General features: G+C 58.0%; 27 protein-coding genes and 1 other RNA gene. 17 read left to right on the forward strand and 11 right to left on the reverse strand.

Going from position 1 to position 24182, the window contains the following annotated elements:
- Positions 1-62: 62 nt before the first annotated feature.
- Positions 63-626 carry a DUF4202 domain-containing protein gene (locus ACR0BF_RS06850; RefSeq protein WP_480493731.1) on the reverse strand — a complete coding sequence of 188 codons (564 nt, stop codon included), beginning with the start codon at positions 624-626 and terminating at the stop codon, positions 63-65.
- Positions 627-783: 157 nt separating this feature from the next.
- Positions 784-942, reverse strand: coding sequence for a hypothetical protein (locus tag ACR0BF_RS06855; RefSeq protein WP_480554025.1), 159 nt, complete (start codon positions 940-942; stop codon positions 784-786).
- 228 nt (positions 943-1170) lie between these two features.
- Between ACR0BF_RS06855 and gatC the strand changes: the two genes are divergently transcribed.
- The 5 genes from gatC to rnpB all read left to right on the forward strand — a co-directional run bounded on the left by gatC (position 1171) and on the right by rnpB (position 4885).
- Positions 1171-1458, forward strand: coding sequence for an Asp-tRNA(Asn)/Glu-tRNA(Gln) amidotransferase subunit GatC (gene gatC / locus ACR0BF_RS06860; protein WP_480475753.1), 288 nt, complete (start codon positions 1171-1173; stop codon positions 1456-1458).
- A 3-nt stretch (positions 1459-1461) separates the two neighbouring features.
- Positions 1462-2949: an Asp-tRNA(Asn)/Glu-tRNA(Gln) amidotransferase subunit GatA gene (gatA, locus tag ACR0BF_RS06865; protein WP_480624555.1), complete on the forward strand. Its 1488-nt coding sequence runs from the start codon at positions 1462-1464 to the stop codon at positions 2947-2949.
- 39 nt (positions 2950-2988) lie between these two features.
- Positions 2989-3693, forward strand: coding sequence for a hypothetical protein (locus ACR0BF_RS06870; RefSeq protein WP_480624556.1), 705 nt, complete (start codon positions 2989-2991; stop codon positions 3691-3693).
- The gene (locus tag ACR0BF_RS06875; RefSeq protein ID WP_480516166.1) at positions 3650-4363 is read left to right on the forward strand and encodes an N-acetylmuramoyl-L-alanine amidase; all 714 of its coding nucleotides are present in this window, start codon (positions 3650-3652) and stop codon (positions 4361-4363) included. The genes ACR0BF_RS06870 and ACR0BF_RS06875 overlap by 44 nt, the downstream gene beginning before the upstream one ends.
- Positions 4364-4487: 124 nt before the next feature.
- An RNA gene (rnpB, locus tag ACR0BF_RS06880) (RNase P RNA component class A) lies at positions 4488-4885 on the forward strand.
- Between the two features lie 6 nt (positions 4886-4891).
- On the opposite strand, the gene ACR0BF_RS06885 is transcribed toward rnpB, so the two are convergent.
- The 3 genes from ACR0BF_RS06885 to ACR0BF_RS06895 form a co-directional block, all read right to left on the reverse strand.
- Positions 4892-5224: a GYD domain-containing protein gene (locus ACR0BF_RS06885; RefSeq protein ID WP_480475761.1), complete on the reverse strand. Its 333-nt coding sequence runs from the start codon at positions 5222-5224 to the stop codon at positions 4892-4894.
- 66 nt (positions 5225-5290) lie between these two features.
- Complete coding sequence (locus ACR0BF_RS06890; RefSeq protein WP_480624557.1) at positions 5291-6133, reverse strand: DUF2182 domain-containing protein; 843 nt, start codon at positions 6131-6133, stop codon at positions 5291-5293.
- A gap of 14 nt (positions 6134-6147) precedes the next feature.
- Positions 6148-6783, reverse strand: coding sequence for a DUF1326 domain-containing protein (locus ACR0BF_RS06895; protein ID WP_209504621.1), 636 nt, complete (start codon positions 6781-6783; stop codon positions 6148-6150).
- A gap of 278 nt (positions 6784-7061) precedes the next feature.
- Here ACR0BF_RS06895 and ACR0BF_RS06900 point away from each other — a divergent pair, with 278 nt between their 5' ends.
- The 3 genes from ACR0BF_RS06900 to ACR0BF_RS06910 all read left to right on the forward strand — a co-directional run bounded on the left by ACR0BF_RS06900 (position 7062) and on the right by ACR0BF_RS06910 (position 8787).
- Complete coding sequence (locus tag ACR0BF_RS06900; RefSeq protein WP_480604543.1) at positions 7062-7769, forward strand: DUF533 domain-containing protein; 708 nt, start codon at positions 7062-7064, stop codon at positions 7767-7769.
- A gap of 127 nt (positions 7770-7896) precedes the next feature.
- On the forward strand, positions 7897-8064 hold the full coding sequence (rpmG, locus tag ACR0BF_RS06905; protein WP_037309480.1) for a 50S ribosomal protein L33: 168 nt from the start codon (positions 7897-7899) through the stop codon (positions 8062-8064).
- 216 nt (positions 8065-8280) lie between these two features.
- Entirely contained in the window at positions 8281-8787 is a 507-nt protein-coding gene (locus tag ACR0BF_RS06910) for a hypothetical protein (protein WP_480475769.1), read from the forward strand.
- Between the two features lie 185 nt (positions 8788-8972).
- On the opposite strand, the gene ACR0BF_RS06915 is transcribed toward ACR0BF_RS06910, so the two are convergent.
- On the reverse strand, positions 8973-9749 hold the full coding sequence (locus tag ACR0BF_RS06915) for a Bax inhibitor-1/YccA family protein (protein ID WP_480624558.1): 777 nt from the start codon (positions 9747-9749) through the stop codon (positions 8973-8975).
- A gap of 183 nt (positions 9750-9932) precedes the next feature.
- Positions 9933-10142: a YjiS-like domain-containing protein gene (locus tag ACR0BF_RS06920; protein WP_480475773.1), complete on the reverse strand. Its 210-nt coding sequence runs from the start codon at positions 10140-10142 to the stop codon at positions 9933-9935.
- 127 nt (positions 10143-10269) lie between these two features.
- Here ACR0BF_RS06920 and ACR0BF_RS06925 point away from each other — a divergent pair, with 127 nt between their 5' ends.
- On the forward strand, positions 10270-11151 hold the full coding sequence (locus ACR0BF_RS06925) for a LysR family transcriptional regulator (protein WP_480475775.1): 882 nt from the start codon (positions 10270-10272) through the stop codon (positions 11149-11151).
- 6 nt (positions 11152-11157) lie between these two features.
- Here the strand turns inward: ACR0BF_RS06925 and ACR0BF_RS06930 are convergent, their stop codons facing one another.
- Positions 11158-12114: an NADPH:quinone oxidoreductase family protein gene (locus tag ACR0BF_RS06930; protein ID WP_480624559.1), complete on the reverse strand. Its 957-nt coding sequence runs from the start codon at positions 12112-12114 to the stop codon at positions 11158-11160.
- A 340-nt stretch (positions 12115-12454) separates the two neighbouring features.
- On the opposite strand from ACR0BF_RS06930, the gene ACR0BF_RS06935 reads away from it, so the two are divergent.
- The 3 genes from ACR0BF_RS06935 (at position 12455) to ACR0BF_RS06945 (ending at position 15112) form a co-directional block, all read left to right on the forward strand.
- Positions 12455-12826 (forward strand): helix-turn-helix domain-containing protein, encoded by a 372-nt coding sequence (locus tag ACR0BF_RS06935; RefSeq protein WP_480475779.1) that lies wholly within the window; start codon positions 12455-12457, stop codon positions 12824-12826.
- A gap of 45 nt (positions 12827-12871) precedes the next feature.
- Positions 12872-13663, forward strand: coding sequence for a histidinol-phosphatase (gene hisN, locus ACR0BF_RS06940; RefSeq protein ID WP_480554032.1), 792 nt, complete (start codon positions 12872-12874; stop codon positions 13661-13663).
- Between the two features lie 114 nt (positions 13664-13777).
- A complete protein-coding gene (locus tag ACR0BF_RS06945; RefSeq protein ID WP_480624560.1) occupies positions 13778-15112 on the forward strand; it encodes an 8-oxoguanine deaminase in 1335 nt (444 codons plus the stop codon).
- Here the strand turns inward: ACR0BF_RS06945 and guaD are convergent.
- Positions 15109-16395, reverse strand: coding sequence for a guanine deaminase (gene guaD, locus ACR0BF_RS06950; protein ID WP_480624561.1), 1287 nt, complete (start codon positions 16393-16395; stop codon positions 15109-15111). The two genes, ACR0BF_RS06945 and guaD, sit on opposite strands and share 4 nt — an antisense overlap.
- 139 nt (positions 16396-16534) lie before the next feature.
- Here guaD and mgtE point away from each other — a divergent pair, with 139 nt between their 5' ends.
- Together mgtE and ACR0BF_RS06960 are read left to right on the forward strand one after the other, a co-directional pair.
- A complete protein-coding gene (mgtE, locus tag ACR0BF_RS06955) occupies positions 16535-17929 on the forward strand; it encodes a magnesium transporter (protein ID WP_480475787.1) in 1395 nt (464 codons plus the stop codon).
- Positions 17926-18483: a 5-formyltetrahydrofolate cyclo-ligase gene (locus tag ACR0BF_RS06960; protein WP_480475789.1), complete on the forward strand. Its 558-nt coding sequence runs from the start codon at positions 17926-17928 to the stop codon at positions 18481-18483. Before mgtE ends, ACR0BF_RS06960 begins: the two co-directional genes overlap by 4 nt.
- A 3-nt stretch (positions 18484-18486) precedes the next feature.
- Here ACR0BF_RS06960 and ACR0BF_RS06965 read toward each other — a convergent pair whose 3' ends face one another.
- A complete protein-coding gene (locus ACR0BF_RS06965; RefSeq protein WP_480475791.1) occupies positions 18487-18714 on the reverse strand; it encodes a putative hemolysin in 228 nt (75 codons plus the stop codon).
- 129 nt (positions 18715-18843) lie between these two features.
- Between ACR0BF_RS06965 and ACR0BF_RS06970 the strand changes: the two genes are divergently transcribed.
- From ACR0BF_RS06970 to ACR0BF_RS06980, 3 genes are all read left to right on the forward strand, one after another.
- On the forward strand, positions 18844-19659 hold the full coding sequence (locus ACR0BF_RS06970) for a TIGR00282 family metallophosphoesterase (protein ID WP_480516186.1): 816 nt from the start codon (positions 18844-18846) through the stop codon (positions 19657-19659).
- Positions 19660-19746: 87 nt separating this feature from the next.
- Positions 19747-21525 carry an SLC13 family permease gene (locus ACR0BF_RS06975; RefSeq protein ID WP_480516188.1) on the forward strand — a complete coding sequence of 593 codons (1779 nt, stop codon included), beginning with the start codon at positions 19747-19749 and terminating at the stop codon, positions 21523-21525.
- Between the two features lie 96 nt (positions 21526-21621).
- Positions 21622-22359 (forward strand): YbaY family lipoprotein, encoded by a 738-nt coding sequence (locus tag ACR0BF_RS06980; RefSeq protein ID WP_480624562.1) that lies wholly within the window; start codon positions 21622-21624, stop codon positions 22357-22359.
- A 13-nt stretch (positions 22360-22372) separates the two neighbouring features.
- Here the strand turns inward: ACR0BF_RS06980 and ACR0BF_RS06985 are convergent, their stop codons facing one another.
- Entirely contained in the window at positions 22373-24034 is a 1662-nt protein-coding gene (locus ACR0BF_RS06985) for an FAD-binding dehydrogenase (protein WP_480475799.1), read from the reverse strand.
- Positions 24035-24182 lie beyond the last annotated feature (148 nt).

Consider the following 24182-nt stretch of genomic DNA (forward strand, 5'->3'; position numbering starts at 1 on the left):
AGGCCTGTCGTGACCATCCTTCAGACTTATGATTCGGTCGGTGAAACGGCGCGGCCCTTTTTTCAGTCTTGAAAGGCTGCGGCCAGATGATCCGGCAGGTCGAATTCGCACAAAACCCGTGCGCGGCCCTCGGGCGACATCTTGCGGGCAGTCTTCTCAACGATGCTTTGGATTTTCTCGGCTGAGTGTTTCGCCGCAAAGGGCTGGAAATACCATTTCAGAAATACAAAGCAGATCACATCTTCCAGCGCCTGCACCTCTGCATCGCGTTTGATGCCTTGCTTGCGCAACATGCGACCCGCGGCTTCGGCCTGCTCGGCGTCATAGCCTTCTTGGGTCATCAAACTCATTACCACATCCGCGTGATGCACACCCTGCGCCTTGCGCCAGGCCAGATAACCCGCCCGGCCTTCAGGGAATTCATTGCGGGCAAGTTTCCACCGCTCCACATGTTGACCACGCGCCGCAATCTGCAAGGCGTCGGACGCGCCCGGAAACAGTCGGTCAAGCTCTGCGCTCATCCGCTCGCCGTAAAGCTGCGCTTCGGGGCGGCCATCATCGCGATTGGGGTCATTTGCGTTGGCCGCATCAATGGCATCCAGGACCGCTTGTTTTTGCGTGTTCATCAGCTGCTCCACTTGCTTGTCAGAACCGCAAGTGCCCTATGCAGTTCCTTTTTGGTATTTGCAGCAATGCTAACGACTCGCTTTGGGCTGTGCACCCTCGAATATGCGCTTTGGCCGGGTCGGAGAGGGGATATCCGACCCGGCCGGAACCTGCGCGTCACTTTGCAGGTTTAACCTTGTCCTGTGTGACCGGCTCCGTCACAGGCGACGGGAAGGTCAACGTGCGTGTCAGGTTGTTTGTGTCGATACCCAAGGCCATGGCCGGTGCGGCCAAAAAGGTGGCGGACAAGACTGCGGCAATCATCAGGGGTTTCATGGTTTTCTCCGGTTTGCGTTGTGTCGCACAATTAGAAATGAACAGTATAGTTCAGTTTTCAAGATCAATATTGAACTAATCAGTTTACGTTTTTGCATACCACTCATTCAGTTTTGAATGGCGGGTGTCATGTGGGGGATCAAAAACTCGCCACGGCCTGTGGCGCAGCGGTCTTGCGACTGCCGCTACAGACAGGTAAACGCCCCATAACGTAGATGAGGGAAGCCGATGTCGATTGACCAAAGCACCGCCGCCAAAGTGGCCAAACTGGCCCGGATCAAGGTCGAGGATGACGCGCTCCCGGCGCTGGCATCCGAGTTCAACACCATCCTCGGGTTCATCGAACAGCTGAACGAAGTGGATGTCGAAGGTGTCGAGCCGATGGTTTCGGTCACGCCGATGCGGCTGAAACGCCGTAAGGACGAGGTGACCGACGGCAACCAGCAGGACAAGGTTCTGGCCAACGCCCCTGACGCCCGCGAAGGGTTCTTCGCAGTCCCTAAAGTGGTGGAGTAAGACATGAGCGATCTGAACAAACTGGGTCTGGCCGAGGCACGCGATGCCCTGCGTTCCGGTGACGTCACTTCTGTCGAGCTGACTGACGCCTGCCTGAAAGCCATTGACGAGGCAGATGCGCTGAACGCTTTTGTCCACAAGACGCCGGAAATTGCGATGGAACGCGCCAAGGCCGCGGATGAGCGGATCCAGCGTGGCGATGCACCGTCGATGTGTGGCCTGCCGATCGGTATCAAGGATCTGTTTTGCACCAAGGGTGTGCCGTCGCAGGCGGCGTCGAAAATCCTGGAAGGGTTCAAGCCGGAATACGAATCCACTGTTTCACAGCAACTGGCCGACGCAGGCGCGGTGATGCTGGGTAAACTGAACATGGACGAATTCGCCATGGGATCGTCCAACGAAACTTCGACCTATGGCAATGCGGTCAGCCCGTGGCGCCGTGGCAACGATGATGCGCATCTGACACCGGGTGGCTCCTCTGGCGGCTCTGCGTCTGCCGTGGCTGCTGATTTGTGCCTGGCGGCGACAGGTACCGACACCGGAGGCTCGATCCGCCAGCCTGCGGCCTTTGTTGGCATCACTGGCATCAAACCCACCTATGGTCGTTGCTCTCGTTGGGGCATCGTCGCCTTCGCGTCCTCGCTGGATCAGGCAGGACCAATGACCAAGAACGTACGTGATGCAGCAATCATGCTGGAAACCATGTGCGGGCATGACCCCAAGGATTCGACCAGTGCCGAACTGGCCGTCCCGAATTTCGAGGCCATGCTGACTGGTGACATCAAGGGCAAGAAGATCGGTATCCCGAAAGAGTACCGTATGGACGGCATGCCCGCCGAGATCGAAAAACTCTGGGCCGATGGCGCAGCGATGCTGAAAGCCGCGGGTGCCGAGATTGTCGATATTTCGCTTCCGCATACCAAATACGCGCTGCCCGCCTATTACGTGATTGCCCCGGCCGAGGCATCTTCGAACCTCGCCCGCTATGACGGTGTTCGCTATGGCCGCCGCGCACAGCTGGCGCAGGGCGATGGCATCACTGAGATGTACGAAAAGACTCGCGCCGAAGGCTTTGGCCCCGAGGTGCAGCGCCGCGTGATGGTCGGCACATATGTGCTGTCCGCAGGTTTCTATGATGCCTATTACAACCGCGCGCGCCGGGTCCGGACCCTGATCAAGAAAGACTTCGAAAACGTGTTTGCCGCGGGCATCGATGCCATTCTGACACCGGCAACCCCTTCGGCGGCGTTCGGTCTGGGGGAAATGACCGAGGCGGACCCTGTTCAGATGTATTTGAACGACGTCTTTACGGTTACCGTGAACCTCGCGGGCTTGCCCGGTATCTCGGTCCCCGCAGGCCTGGATACACAAGGTCTTCCATTGGGGTTGCAGCTGATCGGGCGCCCGTGGGAAGAAGGTGACTTGCTCAACACCGCTTATGCGCTGGAAAACGCAGCCGGATTTGTGGCCAAGCCCGGCAAATGGTGGTAAGCCTTCGGGAAAGTGGATTACCAAAAACGGAGCCAAACAATGCGTGTTTTGCTTTTGGTCCCGGCCCTGACACTGGCTGCGGCCTGCACCAATGTCGCGCCGTTGACCAGCACGGGTTTCAACACGCCTGAATATCAGGCGCGGCGCGAGGCTCAATTGGCCGGCCAGGGTGGAGCGATCAATCCGCTGCTGGCTCCGGTCGATGTTTCCCAGAAACCACTGGGCGCGTCAGGAGCATCAACCTTTGCAACGGGTGAAAATGCGGACATCGCCAACCAGACCGCCGCAGCGTTGGCCAGCACGTCCGGGCAATCCTCGGTCCCCGCGTCGCCGGCTTCCGGCTCCAGCAGCAGTGCGATCTCTGACGAGCAGGACTTCGCGGCCGTGTCCGAGAGGCGCAGCATCCAATCCGATGCCGCGCGGATTGAACAAAACCGCCAGACCTACGAAGTTGTCGCACCAACCGCCGTGCCTGAGCGCACGGCGAGCGGCCAGCCGAATATCGTACAATATGCGCTAAGCACCTCCAATCCGGTGGGCACGCAACTCTACAGCCGCTCCGGTTTCAACCTGCAAGCCAAGGCACAGCGGAACTGTGCGCAATTCCCGTCACCGGATCAGGCTCAGATCGAATTCCTGTCCAACGGCGGTCCGCAACGTGACCGCAAGGGTCTGGACCCGGACGGCGACGGCTATGCCTGTGGCTGGGACCCCAGCCCGTTCCGCAGTGCCGTTAACAACTGACGCCCTGACGCCGATCTGGCATCCGTCTCCGAATTTCGGCAAGCGCCGGGGCGGGTTGGTGCCATTCTTGATCGTGATCCACTATACGGCCATGGACAGTGCACTGGCGGCTCTGGATCGCCTGTGCGACCCGGCTTCCGAGGTTTCGGCCCATTACCTGATCGGCAATGACGGCACCCTTTGGCAAATGGTGCGGGAAGAAGATCGCGCCTGGCATGCCGGGGCAGGGGAATGGGGCGGCAAGGACGACATCAACTCGCGCTCGGTTGGGATCGAACTGGACAATACCGGAACACATCCGTTCTCGCAGCCGCAAATGGCAGTGCTGGAACAGCTGTTGCCCCTGATCATGACCCGCTGGTCCATTACGCCGTCCGGGGTCATCGGACATTCCGACATGGCGCCCGGGCGCAAATCCGACCCTGGGCCGCGCTTCGACTGGAACAGGCTCGAAAGGCAAGCGCTGGCCAAACCGCGCGGCACAGGAGTTGATCCGATGTCACCTGATGCAGAAGCATTTCGCGCCTCTGCTCGGATGGCAGGTTTCACCGCCCCCGTGGACGATGCAAAACTGCTGGCGGCTGTCCGATTGCGATTTCGACCCTGGGCGAAAGGTCCGCTGGACATGGCGGATATGAATGCGCTCACCCCGTCGGACATAACAACCTGATCCGCTCTTCATCTGGCCAAAAATATCCCGGGGTTGAATTGGCCGCAGGCCGAGAAGGGGCTGGCCCCTTCTCTGATCCGTCAGCTCTTGACGCCGCAGACCACAAAGCCTACCCAGCCCAGGCGCGGAGGGCCGGATGGCCGCTGGGGCGTACGCCCGAGAGGAAAGTCCGGACTCCACAAGACAACGGTGCCGGGTAACGCCCGGGCGGGGCAACCCGACGGAAAGCGCCACAGAAATCAGACCGCCCAGGGCCTCGGCCCCGGGTAAGGGTGAAACGGTGGGGTAAGAGCCCACCGCGCCGCTGGCAACAGTGGCGGCACGGCAAGCCCCACCGGGAGCAATGCCAAATAGGGTCCCCGCGCGGGCCGGTCGGCGCAAGCCGATACCGCCGCTAAGCGCGTCTTGGCCGAGAGGGACCGGGTTGGCAGCTTGAGCCGTGCAGCAATGCACGGCCTAGAGGAATGGTCATCGAAGGGGGAAACCCCGGAACAAGATCCGGCTTACAGGCCCTCCGCGCGTATCCTTTTATCCTCCGGGCGGCGTGTACGTCCCCGTCAACCTTGCGGCTTTCTCAGTGACCGAAACGAACTCGTCCGCGGTCCAGGCGCGAACCGTTTCTATGTTCGTGACCGCACCCGATGCCGCGACTGCCATGCCGACCGCCACAGCATCTGTTCCGTCTGGCGCTTCGCTGATCACAACCACGTCATTGCTGCCGGTCGTCATGTAGAAGGACAACAGTCGACCGCCGACTTTCTCCAGCAGTGCTTTCACCGGGCCGGTGCGGTTCTCGGGCTTTTGCAACATGCCTTTGACGCCAGCCTGCGAGTAAGTCGCATAGGTAATGAAAATGGGCATTGGAACCTCCGTCTTAACGAAAATTACAGGGCCTTTCAGTCAGCCGACCCCGAAGGCTGTCACGTGTCAAATGTCAAAAATCAACGGTGCCATGATAAACCAAAGACCTGTGCCGATCAGTGCCACACCTGACACTGGCACCAACCACCTGGTCCAGGGTAGAAGCTTTTCCAGTGCCACGTAAGCGGCGATACCGACAATCCAATAGAGGTTCATTATCCCCCCGATGAATAGCAGCAACATCAAAGCCCAGCAGCACCCAAGGCAATGTGTGCCGTGCAAGGCTCCGGTTCTGAACGCGCCGAAGGGGCCGGGCCGGTTGTGACCGGCCAGAAACCTTGCGGGGCTTTGGCAGTAACGAAGACACGCGTTCTTTAAACTCGAAAACTGGTAAAACCCGGCAGCCAGCAGAACACATCCCGCGAAGAGGCCGGAGCGGATTGTCATCATCGGCCCGTTCGACAGCCCGATATGTTCCAACTCCCACTGCATTGCCGTTGCAGCCAGGCTGAACGCACCCCAGGTCACCAGATAGCCCAACAGGAAACACAGGCTGAACTTTGCCGCACGGTCTTTCTCAGGACCCATTCGCTTTGTTGCGGCAAACAAAAGCACGGCTGGCGCGGCACTTGGGGTCATCATGGCAATCATCATGATCCACCACATCAGGAAGATGAGCAGGGTGTAACCGAAGCTCCAGACGGTTGCGGAACCCATCTGCATGGGCTCTCCAACCGGGCCTGCCATGCGGGTCATTTCGACCGCAGACATACTCATCCCGACGCCGGCAACTGTGTACCAGGTGGCTGCAAGAATGATCAGAAGGACGCTGCCCAACACGATTGCATTGTCCTGCCTCAACAGCCGCTCAATCGCCCCGGCAGGGGCTGCCGCACTCTGTCTGGTCATGAGAAAGTCTCCGGCTACGCGCCCAGAACACCGTGACCCGAGAGGTTCAGATGTGCGAGATGAGCGTGCGTGGCGTCAAAGGTAAGACTGATCTCACCACCCGTTGTTTTGGCCGACCCGGAGGCAGCCTCGGCGTGGCGGTACTCAAAGCCGTTCGGCAACTGGATCGATGCCCTGTGCGCAGCGCCCGATACGATATGAGGAATCGGGCTGACCTCGACGTCGAAGACCCCTTGAACCCTGGCATAGCCACTGCGATCATCGCGGTTCCAGTTCAATTCGATCGGTACAAAAAGCGTTTCATGTTTCGTCGGTGCCATCGCACTGTAAACGTACCACATGGTCGCCATTTCATCGGTGTCTTCGCCGGTCATGATGGCCTGCAATGCTGCGCGCTGTTCGGCTGTAGCACTTTCGTCAATGATCAGTTGCATCTGACCATTGCCTTCGTGGATCGGTCCCGGCCAGTGATAAACACCTGCTGCCCGCAAACCTGCCAGATCAGTATCGCCATAATGTCCGCTTTCGATGTCGAAAACGACCACTGCCTCGCAATTGCCATGAGATGGAAGAACGCTGAATTGGCAGGGGCAACCGAAATTGCAATTACAATTGGCCAGTTCTTCGCCCTGAATAACCCACTCTGTCATGATAGCCCCCCAAGAAAAGCTGCGTAAAACAACACTGCTCCGCGCGGGCATTACCTGTTTACACTGCCTTGGCCGTCGAGCCTGAAGTCGGCCTCTTGGACGTATCAGTCGCGGTAAACCTATCACGATATCGTGATATGTACAAACTTAGTCACTGCCGTCCGGTCCTCACCGGCTTGGAAATTCAGTCCAGAATCCCGTGGGGGTTGAACGTGGTATTCGCCTTTGCATTCCTCTGATAGAATTGGGGCATATTTTGAAAAACCGGGAGGATTGTCATGAGCTTTATGAAGACACTTGCGTCCGTTGCAGTTGGTTTCGCAGCCGCGAAGGGGCTGGAAAAATACCGGAAAATGGGCGGAATGGCAGGCTTGCAGGACATGATGCAAGGCGCAGGCGGTGGCCTTGGCATGGATCAACTCGGCAAGATGGCCGAACAGTTCGGCCTTCCCGGAGGTGCGACAGGCCTTCAGGACATGATGGGCAAGATGGGGTTGGGTGGCAGTACCGCCGGTGCCGCCGGTCTTGGCGGGCTTTTGAATGCGATGCAGGGGGCGGCCAGAACTGGCAGCCAGCAAACTACCGACATGATGGAGACGGTGTTTGGCGGAACACCAGCCGGTGCCGCGATGGAAGCTCAGGCCAAGCTTATGTTGCGGGCAATGATCCAGGCGGCCAAGGCAGACGGCGAATTGGATGAACACGAGAAAGAAACGATCCTGGGTGAACTGGGCGATGACATCAGCGACGAAGAACGCGCATTTGTGCAGGAACAACTGAACGCACCCGTCGACGTAATGGGTCTGGCAGCTGATTCTGGGGCGCCTCTCAGAACGCAGATTTATGCGACATCTCTGGCGGCAATACGGTTGGACAATGATCGTGAGGCCGCATATTTGCGGCAATTGTCCACTGCGCTGGGCCTTTCGGACGGTGAAAGAGACCAGATTCACAACTATATGGGCGCACCAACGTTACCGGGTTGAACCTGTGCCCGATTCCTGGGCTGGGATCGTCCGATTGGCCTTGACATGCACGGCGTAGCGCGTAAAAGCGCACGCTCATAGGAATTCAACCGAAAGGCCCCTGCCTTTCCGGACGCAGGAGATAACCATGGCGAAGCCGACGACAATCAAGATCCGTCTGAACTCGACCGCGGGCACGGGCCACTTCTACGTGACCAAAAAGAACGCACGCACCATGACCGAGAAAATGACCATTCGTAAATACGATCCGGTCGTTCGGAAGCATGTCGAGTACAAGGAAGGCAAGATCAAGTAATCTTTCCGTTCCATTTGGACTTTCCAAAAAGGCTCTGCTTGGCAGAGCCTTTTTTCGTGCTGAATTCCGGTGGATGGTTGCCAGAAACGTCAACATGCCCATCTGGGGCCGTTGCAGGAGCGCATCAGCCACCGATGCAATCGCATGGCCTGTGGCTTGCTTTTTGTGCCGACCTGCAAGTACGCTTGAGCAAACCGCCACAAAATGTTGACCGCCATGAAAAAAATCTTGTTATCCACAATAGCCGTTCTGACTTTGGCGGCCTGTGAAGACCCGTTCAACCGCAAAGGTGTCGGGTTTACCGGAATCGATGGCGAACCCCGCACGATTTCCGACGTTCCCGGAGCCGTCGCTTTTCTGCCGCCCGAAACGAACGTCCCTGCCGAACTGGCAGAGCTTCAGACCGTCACTCTCTTGGTTGATGAAGTGGATCCATCCAAGGTGGCGTCCGTTGCCATCGACAATGGCGGGCAGACGCCGGGCAATGCGGTCCAGCTACAGGGCAGCGATACGAATCTGTTCTTGAGCACCGTCAGTGTCAACGGAACCTTGTATGGTGTCCTTCGTACGCCGACGAACAGCGTTAAGGTCGACAACTCGGTCGGCGTTGGTTTTGCGCAAGAGGCCGAGCGTTTCACCGGGTGTCTACCTGCTGGCGATGTGTTCCGCAAAGGCACGTCCGAGCGTAGTTCGGGCTTTGCAGTACCGTTGAACTGTAGCTAAGTCTTTTACCTTCTGATGTATCAAGCCCTCGCCGATCTAGCGGGGGCTTTTTCTTGACCGGGCGCGCGTACATCGCTGCCTTTTCCGGTAGAACTTGTGCGCCGGACAAGCTCTATCACCAGTTGGTTCAAAACGAAAAAAGGCCGGTCTGATGACCGGCCTTTCCCCATACCAATGGTATGCAATTACTCGCGGTTGCCCAGGAATTGCAGCAGGAACATGAACAGGTTGATGAAGTCCAGGTACAGTTTCAATGCACCCATGATAGCAGCCTTGCCCAGCCATTCCTGATCGCCACTGTGGGCCATTTGCAGGTATGTGGTCTTGATGTTCTGGGTGTCGTAGGCGGTCAGGCCCGCGAAGATCAGAACGCCGATGGCCGAGATTGCAAAGGCAACCGCCGAAGACGCCAGAAAGATGTTCACAACCATCGCGACGATCAGGCCGATCAGGCCCATCATCAGGAAAGTGCCCATGGCGGACAAGTCTTTCTTGGTTGTGTAACCGTACAGGGACAGGCCCGCGAACGCGATTGCGGTGATCAGGAAGACCTGGATGACCGACTCACCGGTGAAAACAAGGAAGATCCAGCTGATCGAAATGCCCATCACCGCAGCAAAAACGTAGAACACCAGCTGTGCGGCGGCTGCCGACATGCGGTTGATCCCGGCGCTGAAGCCGAAAACAATCAGCAAAGGTGCAAACATGATGACCCAGCGCAGGGGCGACGCGTAAATGCTATAGCCCAGCGATGTCAGATAGGTATCGGCATTCAACTGTGCCGCCGCGGCTGACGGATCGCTTGTGGTTGCCAGGCCCGCGATGGCCCAGGCTGCTGCGAACGTAATCAGCATGCCGACGGACATAGTGCCGTAGACTTTGTTCATATGGGCGCGCAGGCCCTCATCAATCTCGGCAGCGCGCGCGCCGGCCGCCGTCCGGATCGTGTCGAATTGTGCCATCAAAGGGTCTCCCTTTACATAATTATTCAGCCCCCCTGCTATGAGGGAAGCGTTCTAGGCAAATATCGGCAACTCAGGGCTGTGTTTCAAGTATTTACCGCGGAAAACCTACTAATTTACGCAACAAAAGTGGCGATCCGCAACACGTGACCGCCACTCATGAACTAAAGATACGTATTTGCATCATTTCTGCCAGAATTCCGGCGCGTCCCAGACGAAACGTCTGGCTTCGGCATCAGCCTCTGATCTAGAGACTCCGATGTCCTGAAGGGCGCGATCATCAAGTCGCGCCAGCCGACGGCGTTGACGCTTCAGGGAAACAGCACGCCTGATGATAGTGCCGAGCGATTGCTTCTTGGGATTGCAATGGTGATGAATGGCAATTTGGGTCATATTTATTGTCCTTTCGTGCATTCTCGATGGTTTATCTCGTCTTCATCAATTTCCTTGATTAATATGGGGGAGTATGACATATTTTTAAAACGAATATTTTTGATGAAACACATAAGGAATCGTGAAGATGCGAAATTTGGACATCACGACCCTGCGGTCATTTGTTGCGGTGGCGGATCAGGGTGGGGTGACTCGCGCTGCCGGATTTCTGCATCTGACGCAATCTGCGGTCTCGATGCAGTTGAAACGGCTGGAAGAGTTGCTTGGCCTTCAGTTGTTGGACCGCAGTGGCAGAACGATTGCCCTGACCGCGTCTGGCGAGCAACTGCTGGCCTATGCGCGCCGTATGATCGCATTGAATGATGAGGTGATCTCGAAACTGACCGATCAGGCCTTTGAGGGTGAGGTGGTATTGGGGGTTCCTCACGACATAGTTTACCCGGCCATCCCACGGGTCCTGCAACGGTTCAACGCGGATTTTCCACGGGTCCGAGTTCAGTTGGTCTCGTCTTATTCCTTGCAGTTGAAAGACATGTACAAACGCGGCGAATGTGACGTGATCCTAACCACGGAACCGTCGTCGGTGGACGGTGCGGAAACCATTGCAGAGCTGCCCTTGCGCTGGATAGGTGCGCCGGGTGGATCGGCCTGGCGCAAACGTCCGCTGCCTTTGGCACTTGGACGTCGCTGCTTGTTTCGACCACAGGTGATCTCTGCGCTGGATGCAGCCGGTATTCCCTGGGAACTGTCGGTGGAAACTGAAAACGACCGCACAATCGAGGCCACAGTCAGTGCTGATCTGGCAGTGTATGCGGCACTGGAAGGTACCGAAGCCGCACATCTTGAACAGATCGAAAGCGGGGGTGCGTTACCGGACCTACCTGCGCATATGATCAACCTGTATGGTGGCGAACCGGGTCGAGACGCGGTTGTCGAAGCGCTGGCACAATTGGTGCGTCAGAACTTCCGCCTTCTTGGGGGGACGCAGCTCCGTGCCGTAGTGGGCTGATTGTGGTCAGGCGGTGATCACGATTTTGCCTGTCGATTTCCGTTCTTTCAGCAACCGCATGCCCTGCGCGACCTCATCAAGAGGCAAGACGTGGCTAATGTGTGGATTGATACGGCCCTCGGCGTGCCAGCGGAAAAGAGTGTCAAAACTTTCGCGCACGGCTTCTGGCCGGAATTTCAGATACCCGCCAATGTAAAAACCGATCACAGTCAGATTCTTGACCAGCAGATGATTGGCAGGGATTTGCGGAACATCGCCGCCGGCAAATCCGATGGGCAGCAGGCGGCCTTCGGGATTGGTGGCGCGGAAGGCCGCCTTGAACACATCGCCGCCGATTGCATCATAGACGACATCCGCGCCGCCAAGCGATCTGACCCGATCCCTTAGATCCTCTGAGGTATCAATCAGGTGGTCGGCCCCCGCCGCACGGGCAACGGCCAGCTTTTCAGGGCCGCGGGCCTGTGCGATGACGGTGGCGCCCATGAGCTTGCCGATCTCAACCGCGGTCATCCCAACGCCGCCTGCTGCGCCGGTTACCAGAAGTGTCTCGCCGGGTTGCAGCCTGGCGCGGTGGTCAAGGGCCATGTGACTGGTACCATAAGCAATCTGGATCGCGGCGGCATCTTCGAAACGGGTCGTGTCAGGCAACGGGATCGCGCGATCGGCGTCGAAAACGCCATACTCTGCCAGCCCGCCCTGACCAGAATAGACGGCGATCCGATCACCCGGTTTCAGGGTGGGCACACCTGGACCGATGGCATCCACGACACCGGCTATTTCCATTCCCAAAGTAAACGGCGCAGGCGGTGTATCCTGATACGTTCCTTTCTGCATCAACAGATCAGCGAAATTCAAACCGCAGGCTTTGATCGCGACCCGCACCTGGCCCTCACCCGGCTCGGGTTTTGGTACATCGCACAGCTGGGCAACTGCCCCCTCGGATTGAATACAAAAGGCCTTCATGTGGCTCCTCACGTGTTTCGGGCATTGGCACGTCGGCTGTACAAGATGTCAATTCCTTATGCGCTGCGTCCTGAAACGACTGAAAATCTGTCGCATGTCCAACCGGGGCAAGCGAAAAGCGCACAGGGCTTTTGACACATACAACCACAGCCCTTGTGAGGGGGGATCGACTCAACCAGCTTGAAAAAAAATTCAAAACGGGCAATATAGACTATCAGTGCTGGTAACGGGGGACGGCACAGTCCGGATTAGGGGGCGGTTAAGGAAGCCCCTATTGGTATTGCGATCTCGGACGTCGCTCGATCCCGTACAAATGTGTGTGTAGTAGAGGAGAATACCAATGACTCATCACGTCGATGTCCATGTGGGCAAACGCGTTCGGCATCGCCGCTGGCTGATTGGGATGACCCAGCAACAATTGGCGCAGCAAGTTGGTATCAAGTTTCAGCAAATCCAGAAATATGAGACCGGAGCCAACCGAATCAGCGCGTCCCGCCTGTGGGACATTGCCGAGGCTTTGGACGTACCGGTAAGCTTCTTCTTCGAAGGTCTGGAAGAAGCAGAGAAAAGCAGCTCGGACAAGAAATCTGTTCCAGCTGATCTGATGGGCGATAAAGAAGCCCTGGATCTTGTACGCTCTTACTACGCAATTCCGGAAAACCAGCGCCGCCGCCTGTTTGAACTTGCACGTGTCCTCAGCGACGTCGCCTGATCAGACTGGCTTGACTTTGTCAGGTAATGCCCGCACCAGAGTGCCATGCATCCGGCGAGTTTAAGCGACATTGAAATTGCAGAAGAAATGGCCGAAGCGGCACGCGCGGCCATTCTTCCTTTTTTTCGTCAGACCAATCTGGAAACTGCGAATAAGCTGACCGAAGGGTTTGACCCCGTCACCGCGGCGGATCGGGCCGCCGAAAAAGCCATGCGAGAGGTGCTGTCCCGGTTGCGCCCCGAAGATGGCGTGTTGGGCGAAGAATACGGTGCGCACAAGGGCAGCAGTGGCCGAACCTGGGTTTTGGACCCCATCGACGGCACGCGCGGGTTTATCAGTGGCACACCAACCTGGGGCGTTCTGATCGCGCTCAGCACAGCAGACGGGCCGATCATGGGAGTGATTGATCAGCCCTATATTGGCGAACGCTTTGTCGGATCGACAGCTGGTGCGCATCTTACAGGGCCACTGGGGACCAGTAAGCTGCAAACCCGGGGGACGAAATCTCTGGCGCAGGCGACGCTGTTCACCACTTTTCCTGAAGTCGGCACCCCGGATGACCGGGCCGGGTTTCAGGCCGTATCGGAACAGGTGCAACTGACCCGATATGGAATGGACTGCTACGCTTATGCCTTGTTGGCCGCTGGGCAGGCAGATCTGGTGATCGAAGCAGGGCTGAACTCGTATGACATTCAGGCGCCTATCGCGGTTATTCAGGCGGCAGGCGGAATTGTGACCGATTGGCAAGGTGGCCCGGCGCATGAGGGCGGTAGGGCATTGGCCGCAGCCAACGCAGAGATTCATGCAGAGGCCCTTCAGATCCTGCGTCGGTTCTGAAATCTGTTGTCGCAGATCCCGATGACGGGTACATAATACACGGTCGGTTCTTAAGCCCGTTTTCCGCCGACCTTCGCACTCCTTGCAAGAGACGGGCAGATGCAGGAGCGCGACATGACGGAAATCCTTCTCAAAAACGCTGACCTGATCCTGACGATGGACGAGTCCCGGCAGGAACTCCCCGGGGCTGACATTCTGATCCGCGACGGCCAGATTGCGGGGATCGGGTACGGATTGCAGACACAAGGCGAGGTTCACGATGTTTCGGGCTGTCTGGTGACACCCGGACTGGTGAACACTCATCACCATCTCTACCAAACGTTGACCCGCGCGGTGCCGGGCGGGCAGGACGCATTGCTGTTCGGGTGGCTTCAAACACTTTATCCGATTTGGGCGAAGTTCGGACCAGACGAGATGTTCACCTCGGCCCAGATCGGTTTGGCAGAGCTGGCGCTGTCAGGCTGTACGCTCAGTTCCGATCACCTGTACCTCTACCCCAATGGATCGCGGCTGGAGGACACGATTGCTGCCGCATCCGAGTTGGGGATGCGATTTCACCCGACACGTGGCGCGATGAGCATCGGTGAAAGCGATGGCGGCCTGCCTCCGGACAGCCTGGTGGAAGAAGAAACTGCTATTCTGGACGACATGATCCGCGTCGTGGATGCTTTTCACGATCCGTCCGAAGGGTCGATGTGCCGCGTAGGTCTGGCCCCGTGTTCACCGTTCTCGGTCAGCCGGGACCTGATGCGAGATTCCGCCCTTCTGGCACGGGACAAAGGCGTGATGTTGCATACACATCTGGCTGAAAACGATGAAGATATCGCCTATTCACAGGCTCAGTTCGGCTGTCGGCCCGGTCAGTACGCCGAAGATCTGGGTTGGATCGGCCCGGATGTGTGGCACGCTCATTGCGTCAAGCTGGACGGGGCCGAGATTGACCTGTTTTCGCGTACGAAAACCGGTGTCGCTCATTGCCCATGTTCGAACTGCCGTCTGGGATCAGGCATCGCGCCGGTGCGGGCGATGCGCGATGCGGGGGTAAAGGTCGGCCTCGGCGCTGATGGCTCGGCCAGTAACGACAACGGTAATCTGATGCTTGAGGCCCGGCAGGCACTGCTGTTGCAGCGGGTGGTTAATGGGGCAGATGCGATGTCGGCCCGCGAAGCATTTGAGATTGCAACACGTGGCGGGGCCGATGTGCTGGGGCGTCCTGATTGCGGGCGGCTTATGCCGGGAAAACGCGCGGATGTCGCTGTCTGGGATATGCGCAGTATCGAATGCGCAGGCAGTTGGGACCCGGCAGCACTGCTTCTGGCCGGTCCGATGCAGGTAAAGCACCTGTTTGTAGAAGGCCGCCAGATCGTGCGGGATGGGCATATCACGACGATTGACCTGCCCCGCGTGATTGAGCGTCAAAACAGTCTTGCCAAGGCGTTGCAGGCCTAAGCGGCCTTCCGCCCACCGATCCAGACCTCGGCCACAGCCCGATCATCACCCATCATGATGGTCGGGAAGATTGCCTCCCAAACATCGTTTGCACAAGCCTCGCGCTGGGCGATGGCCGGGGTCGAGGCGAGATCAATCACGACCAGATCCGCCTCCATTCCCGGCGCAATGTTGCCGATGCAATCATCCATCCGCAGGCTGCGCGCCGACCCGACTGTACCCAGCCACAGCAATTGCGCCGGATGCAGGGGGCGCCCGCGCAACTGACCGATTTCATAAGCGGCAGCCATGGTGCGCAGCATTGAAAAACTTGATCCGCCACCGGTGTCGGTGGCCAGACCGATCCGGTGGCCATCGTGGATCAAGCCGTTCATGTCGAACAGACCCGACCCTATGAAGGTGTTCGAGGTGGGGCAGTGGATCAGTGACGCATCAACCTCGCGCAGACGATCGCGTTCCCGGTCTTCCAGATGGATGACATGCCCATAAAGTCCGTTCTGCCCCAGCAGCCCGAACTTTTCGTAAGTGTCCAGATAGTCCCGGGCATCGGGGAACAGGGAGCGGACCCACTCGATTTCGTCTGTCTGCTCGCTCAGGTGTGTTTGCATCAGGCAATGGGGATGTTCCGCCCAAAGCGCGCCCATGGCCTCAAGCTGCTCTGGGGTGGACGTGGGCGAAAACCGGGGCGTGATGGCATAGGACAGGCGGTCGACACGGTGCCATTTCTCCAGCAGCGCGGCAGATTGGTCATAGGCTGTCTGGGCCGTGTCCCGGAGGCCTTCAGGCGCATTGCGGTCCATACAGGTCTTGCCCGCGACCACGCGCTGTCCCCGTTGCTGCGCGGCAGTGAAAAAGGCATCCACGCTTTCGGGGTGGATGGTGCAAAAACTGCACATCGTTGTGGTGCCATGGGCGGCAGTCAGATCCAGATAACGGTTGGCGATTTCAGAGGCGTATTCAGGATCACCAAACTTCATCTCTTCGGGGAAGGTGTAGGTGTTCAGCCAGTCGATCAACCGCTTCCCCCAACTGGCGATCATGGCGGTCTGCGGGTAGTGCACATGCGGGTCAACGAAACCCGCAATGATCAGGTGATTGCCATAGTCCTTGATGACGGCATCAGGGTGACGCCGCATCAGCGCATCATACGCGCCGACATCGGCAACGCGTCCTTTGTCAATCACGACGGCTTCGTCCAGCTGGGTCGCTTCTGTTGGCTCTCCGTCAAAGGGTGAGCCTGTGAAACTCAGAACGCGCCCTTTCAAAAGCGTCTTTTGCGCCATTTGCCCTGTTCTCCACCTGTTTGGGACCGCGCTGTAGCATAGGCAGACGAAAGAAGTGGGTAAATCGGCGCATTGTCATTGTTTTCTGGTAGCTGCTTCTTCTATTTAGGGGCCAATCGCCGAAAGAAGGGGGCAGCGCATGACGACAGGCAATAACCAAGCCGAACACGATCTGCCCCAGGACGAAGACGCGTATGCGCTGGATCGCCGGACCGTGGCGGCGATCCTTTATGCGGTTGATGTGGATGATCGTGACAAGCTGATTGAGCTGATGGAGCCGCTGCACGCGGCCGATATCGCTGACCTTTTGGAGCAGATCAATCCTTATGACCGGGCCCGGCTGATCCGGCTTTATGATAAGGAATTTGACGGCGACATCCTGTCTGAACTGGATGAATCGGTTCGCGAGGAAATCATCGCCGTTCTGACCCCCGAGGTTCTGGCGGAAGCCGTGCGCGAGATGGAAAGCGACGACGTCGTTGACCTTCTGGAAGATCTTGAGGAACCGCAGCAGGAAGCCATTCTGGGTGCGCTCGAAGATTCCGAGCGGCTAGCAGCGCAACAGGCGCTTGCTTACCCCGAGAGTTCTGCTGGTCGTTTGATGCAGCGTGAGGTCGTCATGGCCCCCGAGCATTGGACCGTCGGTCAGGCCATCGACTTCATGCGTGCCAATGACGATCTGCCCGAGCAGTTCTATCATGTTGTTCTGGTCGACCCGCGCCTGAAACCAACAGCGCAGGTGACATTGGGCAAGCTGATGGCGTCCCGTCGTGAAGTGCCTTTGCGCGATCTGGCGGAAGAGGAGTTTCACATCATCCCCGTTGATCAGGACGAGGAGGATGTGGCTTATGCCTTCAACCAGTATCACCTGATCTCGGCCCCCGTGGTCGATGCCGACGGGCGTCTGGTTGGTGTGATCACCATCGACGACGCGATGGTTGTTCTGGATGAAGAGCACGAAGAAGACATCCTGCGCCTTGCCGGTGTGAGCGACGAAAGCTCGCTGTCCGACAGTGTGGCGGCCACCAGTCGGCGACGGTTGCCCTGGCTGGCGGTAAACCTGTGCACGGCAATCTGTGCTTCGTTGGTGATCTCACAATTTGCGGCGGCAATTGACCAGCTTGTCGCGCTGGCCATCCTGATGCCGATTGTTGCATCCATGGGGGGCAATGCGGGAACGCAGTCGCTGACCGTTGCAGTGCGCGCACTGGCGACGCGCGACCTGACCAACTCAAACGTGATGCGCGTTATCAGGCGGGAACTGCTGGTGGGCATGTTGAACGGGCTCTGTTTTGCCATTGTACTGGGGACCGTGGGAATGCTGTGGTTCGGTTCACCTTGGCTGGGTGTCGTGATTGGGTCAGCCTTGGTCGTGAACATGATCATCGCGGGCTTTGCAGGTACGGTAGTACCGGTAGTGCTGGATCGTCTGGGAATTGACCCGGCGCTGGCGTCAGGAACCTTTGTGACAACCACAACCGATGTCATGGGGTTCTTCATCTTTCTTGGGCTTGCCAGTGTGGTGCTATTGTGACCGATCTGACTGAAATCAAAGCAGCTGCACGCAAAGCGGCATTTGCGCGCCGCAAGGTCGCGTTCGACACGCGTGTTCCCGGTGCGGCCGGACGTTTGTCCGAGGTTCTGGCGGGTTATCGCGGCGTGCCCTTGTCAGGCTACATGCCAATCCGAACCGAGATCGACCCGGTGTCTGCCATGGCTGAAGCTGCGGCTTATGGACCTGTCGGTGTTCCCGTGATACAAGCCGCTGGAAAACCTCTGAAATTTTCGCGCTGGACGCCAGAAGGACCGCTGAAAGACGGCCCATTCGGTGCCAGAGTGCCCGAGGTTGATGATTATTTCGACCCCGAAATCCTGATTGTGCCGCTGGTGGCTTTTGATGCCAACGGCGGGCGTTTGGGATATGGCGGTGGATTTTATGACCGCACGCTGGAAGGATTGCGAGGCAAGCGCGCGACACTGGCAATCGGTTTCGCTTTTGACGCGCAAGAGGCGCAGAAACTGCCGCTGGAGCCGACCGATCAGCCGCTGAACATGGTTATCACCGAAAGCCGGGTGCTGACGTTCTAAGCCTCATTGCTGAAAGTGGCTGCGTAAATAGTCCCAGGCATCCACCTCGGTACCGTCTTTCAGGATGCAGATACCAAAGACGCTTCCATCTTCGTTCTTCCGAAGTTGGTAAACCCCATCATTCTCGACGCAAAAGGTTGCTGCGGGATTGGGCATGGATGTCTTTGTGCCTTGCGCCATAACACCCGAAGCGACCACAAGGCCGAATGTCAGTATTGCCAATAGCTTCACAACATGTCCTTTTGATTTAAGCGCATGGCTAAGACTTTGCCACGCCTGCATGCAATTTCAAGTTCGGCTCAACTTAAATTTCACGGTTCCGCCTTGTTATTGCCCAGCACAGCACCTACGACCCGGATCATGAGGATTTTGTTTCTTGGTGATGTGATGGGGCGCGCGGGGCGCGCGGCCGTTCAGCAACATTTGCCGCGCCTGCGCGACGAATGGCGGCTGGATTTCGTTGTGATCAATGGCGAAAACGCTTCGAACGGCATGGGGTTGAGCGGCGATCACGCCAAGCTGCTGCTGGATGCCGGGGCAGATTGCCTGACATTGGGCGACCATGCGTTCGACCAGAAAGACATGCTGCAATATATCGAGAAAGAACAGCGCATCGTGCGCCCGGTGAACTATGCAAAGGGTGCGCCGGGGCGCGGGCACCGGCTGTTTAACGCACCCGGCGGGCGCAAAGTTCTGGTGGTGCAGGTGTTGGGGCAGGTCTTTATGAAACGGCCATTCGACGACCCGTTCTCGGCCATTGAACCTATCCTGAAGTCGCACCCACGGGGTGGACAGGCACAGGCCATCATCGTCGATATGCATTGCGAGGCGACGTCTGAGAAGATGGCCATGGGTCATTATTGCGACAAGCGCGCCAGCCTTGTGGTGGGAACACATACCCATGTACCGACAGCGGATTCGCAGATTCTGCCAGGTGGCACAGCCTATCTGACGGATGCGGGCATGTGCGGCGACTATGACTCGGTCATTGGTATGGACAAGCAGGAACCGATGCGCCGGTTCATAACCGGGATGCCCAAGACCCGGTTTACCCCTGCCAATGGCGAGGCCACGCTGAGCGGAGTTTTCGTCGAAACGGATGATCGCGACGGCCAGGCCAAATCTGTTCGCATGGTGCGCGTTGGTGGACGTTTGGAACAAGCCGGGCCTGATTGACAAACGTCAGGCTTGCCCTGCCACGCGCAATGCGTGAAACTGCATGTCATCAGGCGCTTGGGCCAGGGTTCGGACAGAATACCACGAATGAATTTCCTTTCACTGACAGAGACGGGCAGCGCAATTCTGGCGCTGCTGATTGTTGCGAGCATGTTCGTCATGTTCCTGCGCGAGGTTTATCCGACCGAGGTCGTGGCCATCGGTGGTGTCTCACTGATGCTGGTCACAGGGATCCTGCCCTATCAAAGCGCGCTGGCGGTCCTGTCCAATCCCGCGCCCTGGACGATTGGGGCGATGTTCATCATCATGGGGGCCTTGGTGCGGACCGGGGCCTTGGACGCCTTCACGTCGACCGCGCAAAGGCAGGCGCAGGTCAACCCGCGTATTGCCATCGGATTGCTGATGGGATTTGTCGTGCTGGCCTCGGCATTTGTGTCGAACACGCCCGTTGTTGTGGTCATGATCCCGGTTTTTGTTCAGATCGCCCGCACGCTGAACGTACCCGCGTCAAAGCTGCTAATTCCACTCAGTTATGCCGCCATTCTTGGCGGGACACTGACACTGATCGGAACGTCCACCAACCTGCTTGTGGATGGTGTGGCCCGCGCGCAGGGGATGAAAGCTTTTACGATATTCGAAGTCACGCCGCTGGGGATTGCACTGGTGATCTACGGCATGATCTATCTGCGTTTCATCGCCCCCAGGTTGCTGCCTGAGCGGGACAGCATGGCCTCGCTGCTCAGCGATCGGTCCAGAATGAAGTTTTTCACCGAAGCGGTCATTCCGCCCGACAGCAACCTGATCGGGCGTGAAGTGACCGGCGTTCAGTTGTTCAAACGCCCCGGCGTGCGTCTGATCGACGTGGTCCGGGGCGATGAATCGCTGCGGCGCAATCTGAAGGGCGTTGAATTGCAGGTCGGTGACCGCGTGGTTCTGCGCACCGAGATGACCGAACTTCTGAGCCTTCAGAGCAACAAAGAGCTGAAGCGTGTGGATCAGGTTTCCGCTGTCGAGACCAAGACGGTCGAGGTGCTGATCACACCCGGATGCCGTTTGGTGGGGCGGACCCTTGGAATGATGCGACTTCGGCGCCGGTATGGTGTCTATGTGCTGGCCGTTCACCGTCGCAATCAGAATATCGGTCGCCAGTTGGATGATCTGGTGGTTCGGGTAGGGGATACATTACTGCTGGAGGGCGCCCCGGCAGATATCCAGCGCCTTGCCGCGGACATGGACATGGTGGATGTCAGCCAGCCCTCTGCACGCGCCTTCCGTCGCAGTCATGCACCGATTGCAATTGGCGCGCTGGTCGGGATCGTCGTCTTGGCGGCATTGGGTGTCGCGCCGATCCTGCTGTTGTCGATTGTGGCCGTAGCCGTGGTTCTTCTGACCCGTTGCATCGATGCGGACGAGGCGTTTTCGTTTGTCGAAGGTCGCCTGTTGGCGCTGATCTTCGCGATGCTCGCCATCGGTGCGTCACTGGACAGCTCTGGCGCGGTTTCACTGATTGTCGAGGCCGTGGCACCGGGACTAAGCGCTTTGCCGCCCTTCCTGATCATCTGGGCGATCTATCTGCTGACTTCGGTGCTGACCGAACTGGTTTCCAACAATGCGGTCGCAGTTGTGGTCACGCCTATAGCCATCGGGCTGGCCCAGGCCGTCGGAATGGACCCGCGCCCGTTGGTAGTTGCGGTTATGGTGGCGGCTTCGGCATCCTTTGCAACACCGATCGGGTACCAGACCAACATGATGGTCTACGGCCCTGGCGGCTACAGGTTCACCGATTTCATGAAGGTGGGTGTTCCGCTTAACCTGACGGTCGGATTGTTGGCATCCCTTCTTATTCCATTGATCTGGCCTTTGTGATTTCGGCGCAGAATCGCCACTTTGGCGAAGCACATCTTGCAAAGACCCAAGGGCACACGATCTTTTGCGAAGAGGGTTTGCAAAAGGATTTGACCGATGCAGCATTTGGGTCGCGCAATATGGGCGGGTGCAGCAACTTGGGCAGCTTTAAGCAGTGTCGCTATTGCCGGTATTGTTGAAGGGACCGCAACGTACCGAGAGCGCATTGCACTGCCACCGGACGCAACCCTTTATGTTGAGCTTCAGGATATCTCGCTGGCCGATGCCCCCGCTGTCACTCTTGCCGCGCAACGGTATGCGCTGAGCGGGGTGCCCGCGCAGTTCAAATTGACCTATGACGACGCGCTGATCATGGATGCTCATCGCTATGGCGTGCGGGCTTCAGTGATGCAGGGGCAAAACTTGCTGTTCACCACAGATACTGTGTACCCGGTTCTGACGAATGGGGCAGAGAATGCCGCCGATCTGCTGTTGGTTCAGGTCCAGGGGCAGGGGGCGGCAACGCTGGACAACACCCAATGGACCGCCTCGGGCCTGATTGGTGGGCCTATCGAGACCGAAAAACGCCCTGAGCTTGTCTTTGATCAGGATGGCGTCTTTTCAGGCAGCAGCGGCTGCAACCGGTTCAGTGGTCGGGCCGAGATCTCCGGTAATCGTATTGCGTTTCCTGACAACATGGCGGCAACACTCATGGCTTGCCCACCTCCGTTGGACGCGGTCGAGCGGCAATTCCTGCAAGCCTTGCAGAACGTCACGACCTTCGCGATGCAGGGCAACGCTCTGGCTCTGCTGGATGCGCAGGGCCAGCCGGTGATCAAACTGGTGCGCAGGTAACCGTGAAAGTGCGTCAGGCGACGGCCCTTGAACGCCCGGCATTGCGACCGGAAAAGATGCAGCCGCCCAGGAATGTGCCCTCCAGCGCGTTGTAGCCGTGATAGCCGCCGCCGCCGAATCCGGCGACTTCACCAGCAGCGAACAGGCCCGGCACGACATTGCCATCTGATCCAATCATCTGACTGTCCAGATTGGTTTGCAACCCACCCAAGGATTTGCGTGTCAGGATATGCAGCTTGACGGCAATCAGCGGGCCGTTGGCCGGATCCAGAAACTTATGCGGTTTGGCTGTGCGGATCAGTTTATCTCCGCGATAATTGCGCGCGGCAAGGATCGCCATCATCTGCGCGTCTTTCGAAAAGGGGTTGTCGACCTGCAAATCCCGGGCTTCGATCTGGGCACGCAGATGAGCCTCGTCTATCGGAGTGTCGCCCAGATGGTTCATGCCGTTGACCAGTTCAGTCAGCGTGTTGGCAACAACAAAATCCTCACCCTTTTCCTTGAACGCCTCAACCGGGGCGGTTGCGCTGGAACCTGATAGAATGCGTTGGCGGATTACCTCTTTCCAGCTGCCCGAAGTGAAGTCGGGGTTTTGTTCCGACCCGGACAGCGCAAATTCCTTTTTGATCACCTTCTGGGTCAGAACGAACCAGCTGTATTCATATCCGGTTTTCAGGATCTCACGCAGAGTTCCCAAAGTGTCGAACCCCGGCAGACAGGGCGGTGCCAGGCGGTTGCCCCTGGCGTCAAACCACATTGAACTTGGGCCGGGCAGGATACGAATGCCGTGGGCGGGCCAGATCGGGTCCCAGTTGCGCACGCCTTCGGTGTAGTGCCACATCCGATCACCATTGATGACATGGCCGCCCGCCTTTTCGCTGATTGCGATCATGCGGCCATCGACGTGAAAGGGCACCCCTGCAACCATATCTTTGGGCGGCTCACCCAAACGATCCCGGGGCCAGTTTTGACGCACCATGTCAAAATTGCCACCAATACCGCCGGACGTGACAATGATTGATGGGGCATAAACTTCGAACTCGCCAACCTCATCGCGGTTGGTTTTGTTACCGCGCTGGGCGGTGTCATCGGCCAGAATTTCTCCGGAAACACCTTTGGCGGTTCCGTTCTGCATGATGATATGGCTGACTTGGTGGCGGAACTTCATCTGGATCAATCCGGCGCTGACATGGTCGCGGACGCGTCGGATAAACTGTTCCAGAACGCCGGGGCCGGTGCCCCATGTGATATGAAAGCGCGGGACCGAGTTGCCATGCCCCGTCGCATAAGACCCGCCACGTTCGGCCCAGCCAACGACCGGAAACCAGCGCAGGCCCATTTCGTGCAGCCATGGCCGCATTTCACCAGCGGCAAACTCGATATAGGCTTCGGCCCATTTGCGGGGCCATGCGTCTTCGCCACGGTCAAATTGCGCGCTGCCCATCCAGTCGCGCAGCGCCAATTCGTGGCTGTCGCGTATACCCATGCGGCGCTGTTCGGGTGTGTCGACCATGAACAGGCCTCCAAGGCTCCAGAACGCCTGACCGCCCAAAAAGGTTTCGGGTTCCTGATCGACAATGATCACCTTCTTGCCCCGGTCGCCCAGTTCCGCCGCAGCTGCCAGCCCGGCCAACCCGGAACCGACGATAATCGCATCTGCAGTATTGTTTGTCATGAACACTCCTTTCAGCGGCGGCGGAACAAAGCGGTGAACAGCAGATCCAGGGCAGGCAACATGATGCCACAGACGGCCGAAAGCAGGGTCAGCGAAACAGGGCGGCCGGCAATGGCAACCTGATGATCCGCAATCAACCCCTCGCAAA

This window comes from Ruegeria sp. AG7 (assembly GCF_056541545.1).

What these genes read in the sequence shown, in the direction of transcription:
- ACR0BF_RS06850 (WP_480493731.1), bottom strand. Translation starts at nt 626, where the DNA reads ATGAACACGCAAAAACAAGCGGTCCTGGATGCCATTGATGCGGCCAAC.
- ACR0BF_RS06855 (WP_480554025.1), bottom strand. Translation starts at nt 942, where the DNA reads ATGAAACCCCTGATGATTGCCGCAGTCTTGTCCGCCACCTTTTTGGCC.
- gatC (WP_480475753.1), top strand. Translation starts at nt 1,171, where the DNA reads ATGTCGATTGACCAAAGCACCGCCGCCAAAGTGGCCAAACTGGCCCGG.
- gatA (WP_480624555.1), top strand. Translation starts at nt 1,462, where the DNA reads ATGAGCGATCTGAACAAACTGGGTCTGGCCGAGGCACGCGATGCCCTG.
- ACR0BF_RS06870 (WP_480624556.1), top strand. Translation starts at nt 2,989, where the DNA reads ATGCGTGTTTTGCTTTTGGTCCCGGCCCTGACACTGGCTGCGGCCTGC.
- ACR0BF_RS06885 (WP_480475761.1), bottom strand. Translation starts at nt 5,224, where the DNA reads ATGCCCATTTTCATTACCTATGCGACTTACTCGCAGGCTGGCGTCAAA.
- ACR0BF_RS06890 (WP_480624557.1), bottom strand. Translation starts at nt 6,133, where the DNA reads ATGACCAGACAGAGTGCGGCAGCCCCTGCCGGGGCGATTGAGCGGCTG.
- ACR0BF_RS06895 (WP_209504621.1), bottom strand. Translation starts at nt 6,783, where the DNA reads ATGACAGAGTGGGTTATTCAGGGCGAAGAACTGGCCAATTGTAATTGC.
- ACR0BF_RS06900 (WP_480604543.1), top strand. Translation starts at nt 7,062, where the DNA reads ATGAGCTTTATGAAGACACTTGCGTCCGTTGCAGTTGGTTTCGCAGCC.
- rpmG (WP_037309480.1), top strand. Translation starts at nt 7,897, where the DNA reads ATGGCGAAGCCGACGACAATCAAGATCCGTCTGAACTCGACCGCGGGC.
- ACR0BF_RS06910 (WP_480475769.1), top strand. Translation starts at nt 8,281, where the DNA reads ATGAAAAAAATCTTGTTATCCACAATAGCCGTTCTGACTTTGGCGGCC.
- ACR0BF_RS06915 (WP_480624558.1), bottom strand. Translation starts at nt 9,749, where the DNA reads ATGGCACAATTCGACACGATCCGGACGGCGGCCGGCGCGCGCGCTGCC.
- ACR0BF_RS06920 (WP_480475773.1), bottom strand. Translation starts at nt 10,142, where the DNA reads ATGACCCAAATTGCCATTCATCACCATTGCAATCCCAAGAAGCAATCG.
- ACR0BF_RS06925 (WP_480475775.1), top strand. Translation starts at nt 10,270, where the DNA reads ATGCGAAATTTGGACATCACGACCCTGCGGTCATTTGTTGCGGTGGCG.
- ACR0BF_RS06930 (WP_480624559.1), bottom strand. Translation starts at nt 12,114, where the DNA reads ATGAAGGCCTTTTGTATTCAATCCGAGGGGGCAGTTGCCCAGCTGTGC.
- ACR0BF_RS06935 (WP_480475779.1), top strand. Translation starts at nt 12,455, where the DNA reads ATGACTCATCACGTCGATGTCCATGTGGGCAAACGCGTTCGGCATCGC.
- hisN (WP_480554032.1), top strand. Translation starts at nt 12,872, where the DNA reads ATGCATCCGGCGAGTTTAAGCGACATTGAAATTGCAGAAGAAATGGCC.
- ACR0BF_RS06945 (WP_480624560.1), top strand. Translation starts at nt 13,778, where the DNA reads ATGACGGAAATCCTTCTCAAAAACGCTGACCTGATCCTGACGATGGAC.
- guaD (WP_480624561.1), bottom strand. Translation starts at nt 16,395, where the DNA reads ATGGCGCAAAAGACGCTTTTGAAAGGGCGCGTTCTGAGTTTCACAGGC.
- mgtE (WP_480475787.1), top strand. Translation starts at nt 16,535, where the DNA reads ATGACGACAGGCAATAACCAAGCCGAACACGATCTGCCCCAGGACGAA.
- ACR0BF_RS06970 (WP_480516186.1), top strand. Translation starts at nt 18,844, where the DNA reads ATGAGGATTTTGTTTCTTGGTGATGTGATGGGGCGCGCGGGGCGCGCG.
- ACR0BF_RS06975 (WP_480516188.1), top strand. Translation starts at nt 19,747, where the DNA reads ATGAATTTCCTTTCACTGACAGAGACGGGCAGCGCAATTCTGGCGCTG.
- ACR0BF_RS06980 (WP_480624562.1), top strand. Translation starts at nt 21,622, where the DNA reads ATGCAGCATTTGGGTCGCGCAATATGGGCGGGTGCAGCAACTTGGGCA.
- ACR0BF_RS06985 (WP_480475799.1), bottom strand. Translation starts at nt 24,034, where the DNA reads ATGACAAACAATACTGCAGATGCGATTATCGTCGGTTCCGGGTTGGCC.